A 3,824-nucleotide genomic window follows, 5' to 3' on the forward strand; every position below is an offset into this window, starting at 1 on the left:
AGTGAATCACAAATCAAGTTTGCAAGGAATCCCGCTCCAAAGGCCCGCTTTCCGGCAAATTCAATTACTGCAAAATGCCGTTTCCGGATTCCAAATCAACGGCTTGGGAATTCTTCACGGACGACGAGGTATCCGGAATGGCGCCAAGGCATTCCTTGGTCACGTCATCGACGATGTTGAGGATGCGGAAGCGCCGCCCGTTAGCGAACTGGTCGTGGACGAAGTCCAGCGACCAGCGGGCATTGGGCTTAGCCTCCACCACGATCGGGGCCCTGTCCCCGCGGCCTTGCGGCGGGCTCGCCGCTTGCGCACGGTGCCCGACGGTTCGCCCTCCCGCCGCAGCAAGACGAACAGCCGGCGGTATCCGAAACGCCGCCGCTCGTTGGCGAGATCGCGCAATCGACCACGCAGAGCCGTGTCTGGAGGGCGGCTGGAGCTGTAGCGGATCATCTTCCGATCAGCGCTGACGATCGAACAGGCCCGCCGTTCCGACAGGCTCATGACAGCCTGCAGATGCGCGACCGCAGCGCGCTTGGTGTCTGGCCCTACATTTTTTTGAAAGAAGCTCGCGAAGGGCGGCCGCATCAAGCATCTGCTCCGCGAGGAGCTTCTTCAGCTTCGCGTTCTCGTCTTCCAGCGCCTTCAGCCGCTTGGCCTCAGACACATCCATGCCGCCGAATTTGGCCTTCCAATTGTAGATCGTCGCCTCGGAGATTCCATGCTTGCGAGCCAGGTCCGCTGTCTTTGCCCCAGCCTCATGCTCCTTCAACACAGCGATAATCTGCTCTTCCGTGAACCTTGCTCGCTTCATCTGTCCGTCCTTCTTCGGGCCGGACTCTAACTCGATCTGGAGGAAATACGCAGTGGCAGGTCACCAGCCGGCCATCCGACATGCACTTCTGCTTTCTCTTTATCCCCGCAATGCTGCCCGGATCGGAAAGGTATTGGCCCCTCGCAACGCTCTCCTAGACGTTGCACCTGGCGAGCTCGCTCCATCCCTTCAGCGCCACCCCCGGGGTGGAGCGAGTTTCCATCAGCGCGACGTCTGTGCTTCGCTGGTCGTGATGCTCTTGAAATGCCACAGGTGGTCACGCGCCGTGTCATGGTCCGCGCCCATCTACTCCGCAAGCTTCTCAATGATGCGCCTGCGCGCGACAATGCTCCGCTTTGGGCGGTAACAGGCTGATTTATTTCGAGTCATGATCCGCTCCAGGTCGTGTGCCCCGGCGCGACGATGCGCTCTCCGCGCCGGGTTCGGGCAAATCCAACAGCCGGGGCGAACTCAGAACTGGATCTTCACTTGGCGGTCACGGTCCAGTTATTGAACTTGAAGTTCATTCCGCCTGGGCCGAAGTAGCCCTTCGACTTGATCCACTCTAGGATGCCTTTGATGTCCACTGTCCCGCTGTTGCTCTTCGAAGTGGGCACGAGCGAGATGACATTGTGACCATTATTCCCTTCAAACACGTTCCAGGGTCGTCCCTCCCACGTCGACGTTAGTGTAGACCGGGATCGCCGCCCCGGAGGGATCCTGCCGATAATGATAAGAAATGGGCTTAACGTTGCCGCTACCGTCCGAGTTTCCGGTGTAGTTTGTCCAGATCATGATCTCATGCTGGTTTGAGCTGTCCCAAATATCATAGGCGGTGTCCCAGGCGCCGCTTTTAGGAACGTCCTGATTGAAGGTCGAGCTCAAAGTGTTGATTGCACTGAGCGGCTTTCCGATATGGACAGCCTCGTGCGGATAGCTCTTGATGCCACCAGTTCCAGGCTGGTTTGACCACACGCTCCACCGGTTCGCTCCATACACCGAAATGGTCTGAGGCCCGGCACCACTGCCCCACACGTCGTTGTTCCAGGAGTAGCCATCGCGTGAAAAGTTCCCATACGGAGCGCTCGAACTCCAAATCGGGACCTTTGCCGGTACAGGGACGGCAGCCGATGACCTGACGTCGTTCACAGCCTGCCTAAAAAGATCATGATGCTCCTGTGAGCAGACGTACCCCATTGGGGACTCTGGCGAGCCGGCACCGTTTATCCGATTGGAATCCATAATGCTCTCCTTGCTCTTATGGGAACGAAGCCTCTTGCCGATCGGCCCAGCGGGTACCCTAGGTTCGTGACCAGTTCAGTCGTGGGCGGCATCGTCATCTAGAGACCGGCTTCGAATTCTAGGAAGGTTGGCTTTCGAGAAGCTGACTAGCGCGAGAGTGCACGGTGCGCGCCTGTCCGTTCCTTTTCCAACCCACGCATGCGGCGCAACGAGAAGGATTTGCCCGAAGGTCATCGCGAGCCCGCCGGGATCATGATCCGGCGCAATCCTGGCGCCATCTGCATTCTGAGTGACGCGCGATTATCGCTGCGTCAGCGTCTCACGCGCCCACAGCTTGCTGAATCAATTTGGAGTGAGCCTACAAGGTTTGGCAGGCGACGAACTCAACGACTTAAGGTATCGAGACGCTGGCGATCGCGGGCGCGAGCGGCACTTCGCCCAGGGGGCAAGCCCCGCTCGCTCTTACTTGGTAGAGCCCCTCGCTCCGTTTGGATCACGGGCGGGTCGTAAACCCATAACAAGAAAAAGGCTGACAAGGCGCATTGCGAATGCTGCGCGAGTGTCAGGGATTGTTGTGCTCCTGCCGCGGCTGCGGCTTGTCCACCAAGTACGGGGTCCTCAGAAGGGCGGCGGCGTGGCAGATCAATGGGGCGTGCCAGACGGCGGAAGAGGGAGCGGGGATGCGTGTTTGTGAAATCGCCGTCGTCGGCCTCGGCCTGATTGGCAGCTCTGCGTTCCATTCGCTGGCGCGTCGTGGGGCCGACGTGCTCGGCTTCGACCCTCTTGTGTTGGGCGAGGCTCGCGGCTCATCGCATGGATCATGCCGAGTGTACCGACGCTTCAATTCCGAGAGCGCGACTTACACGGAGCTTAGCGATGCTGCCTTCAAGGGATGGCGGATGTTGGAGGCCGCCAGCGGTCGGACAATCCTCATGCCGACTCGCGTACTCGAAGCAGGACCTCCAGGATCGAAGATGGTGGCCGACTCCCGAGCCAGCGCACTCAAGGAGGCCGTTTCCGGTTTGGCCACGGGAGCGGAAGCAAACGCCGCGTTTCCGGCGTTCCAGCTTCCTGAAGAATGGGATGTAGTCGTCCAGGAAAGCGGCGGGATCCTGTTGGCGGAAGCTGCGATCCGCGCGTTTCGCTAGGGAGCCGACCACCGCATCATTCTGGCTCCGGCCCGAATACGGCCGGTGGCCGCCGGCATCCGTATTTCAACGCCCCAAGAGGTAATCTTAGCCGAGAGGGCCATTGTCGCTGCAGGACCATGGATTGCCGGCCTACTCCCGGGACTCGCGCGACATTTAAAGATCACGCGACAGACGGTCGGTTGGTTCAAGCCGGCTAAACCCGAATTGGTGCGTTACGGGGAATTTCCGGCGTTTATTGTCGAAGGGGAGAAAGGGCTGGTATACGGCTTTCCTGATTTCGAGGGACGAGGCGTAAAGGCTGCGCAGCACGACCATGGGCCAGTCGTGGGGGCAGACGCCTGGCACCCGCCGCCAACCGACACAGAACTGGAGACTGTGGGATTGACGCTCGCCGAATCGGTCCCCGGTGCGGCGGGCCCAATCGTCGAGCGCGATATCTGTCTTTATACGAACACGCTCCGAGCAGACTTGCGACCGGACGAGGGCAACGAATTCGTCGTCCGTGAAGAATTCCCAAGCCGTTGATTTGGAATCCGGAAACGGCATTTTGCAGTAATTGAATTTGCCGGAAAGCGGGCCTTTGGAGCGGGATTCCTTGCAAACTTGATTTGTGATTCACT

At 59.4% G+C, this 3,824-nt stretch carries 3 protein-coding genes and 1 pseudogene; 2 read left to right on the forward strand and 2 right to left on the reverse strand.

Going from position 1 to position 3,824, the window contains the following annotated elements; translation table 11 throughout:
* Positions 1-118: 118 nt before the first annotated feature.
* Together AC0QUY_RS42195 and AC0QUY_RS42200 are read right to left on the reverse strand one after the other, a co-directional pair.
* Positions 119-811 (reverse strand): annotated as a pseudogene (locus tag AC0QUY_RS42195) (transposase); the annotation flags it as partial.
* A gap of 648 nt (positions 812-1,459) precedes the next feature.
* Positions 1,460-2,053 (reverse strand): glycoside hydrolase family 12 protein, encoded by a 594-nt coding sequence (locus AC0QUY_RS42200; RefSeq protein WP_246738550.1) that lies wholly within the window; start codon positions 2,051-2,053, stop codon positions 1,460-1,462.
* A 548-nt stretch (positions 2,054-2,601) separates the two neighbouring features.
* Between AC0QUY_RS42200 and AC0QUY_RS42205 the strand changes: the two genes are divergently transcribed.
* Positions 2,602-3,201, forward strand: a complete 600-nt coding sequence (locus AC0QUY_RS42205) for an FAD-dependent oxidoreductase (protein WP_161851775.1) — start codon at positions 2,602-2,604, stop codon at positions 3,199-3,201.
* Between the two features lie 45 nt (positions 3,202-3,246).
* Positions 3,247-3,729, forward strand: a complete 483-nt coding sequence (locus AC0QUY_RS42210) for an N-methyl-L-tryptophan oxidase family protein (protein WP_475391693.1) — start codon at positions 3,247-3,249, stop codon at positions 3,727-3,729.
* Positions 3,730-3,824 lie beyond the last annotated feature (95 nt).

This window comes from Bradyrhizobium sp. WYCCWR15520 (assembly GCF_056174665.1).

Excerpts from the sequence above, each read along its gene's own strand:
- AC0QUY_RS42200 (WP_246738550.1), bottom strand. The coding sequence starts at position 2,053 with ATGGATTCCAATCGGATAAACGGTGCCGGCTCGCCAGAGTCCCCAATG.
- AC0QUY_RS42205 (WP_161851775.1), top strand. The coding sequence starts at position 2,602 with ATGCTGCGCGAGTGTCAGGGATTGTTGTGCTCCTGCCGCGGCTGCGGC.